The organism is Lysinibacillus sp. GbtcB16 (assembly GCF_019091145.1).
Classification (GTDB): domain Bacteria; phylum Bacillota; class Bacilli; order Bacillales_A; family Planococcaceae; genus Lysinibacillus; species Lysinibacillus fusiformis.
On the sequence record NZ_JAGXJV010000190.1, the window covers coordinates 1 to 350 of the forward strand.

Consider the following 350-nt stretch of genomic DNA (forward strand, 5'->3'; position numbering starts at 1 on the left):
CACAGCTGTCGCGTACAGCATTACGTGATCAAAATCAAACTGTGTATTTGTATTTATATCGGAATGATTTAGAGTGGCTAATGTCTATTTGTCCTGAACTGCATCACAAAGCTATCCCGAGTGTAAAAGTAAATTGGCATAAACGAGATCGATATTACACACAACAAATTAAAGCTTTGTATAAAAGTATGTTGAATGAAGAAAAGCCAATAAGAATTACTGTTTCTTCTGTAGGTAGGCGTATAGGTATTTTAGCAAACCTACAATATCATTTAGATAAATTGCCGCTAACAGAAGCATTACTTACTCAAATTACAGAAACAGTACGGGAGTTTCAAATCAGACGCACA

At 34.9% G+C, this 350-nt stretch carries 1 protein-coding gene; it reads left to right on the plus strand.

What is annotated here, in order from left to right; all coding sequences use genetic code 11:
• Positions 1-350 (plus strand): TnsD family Tn7-like transposition protein (locus KVT27_RS23955; protein ID WP_254636272.1); only part of this gene is annotated, 350 nt, incomplete at both ends.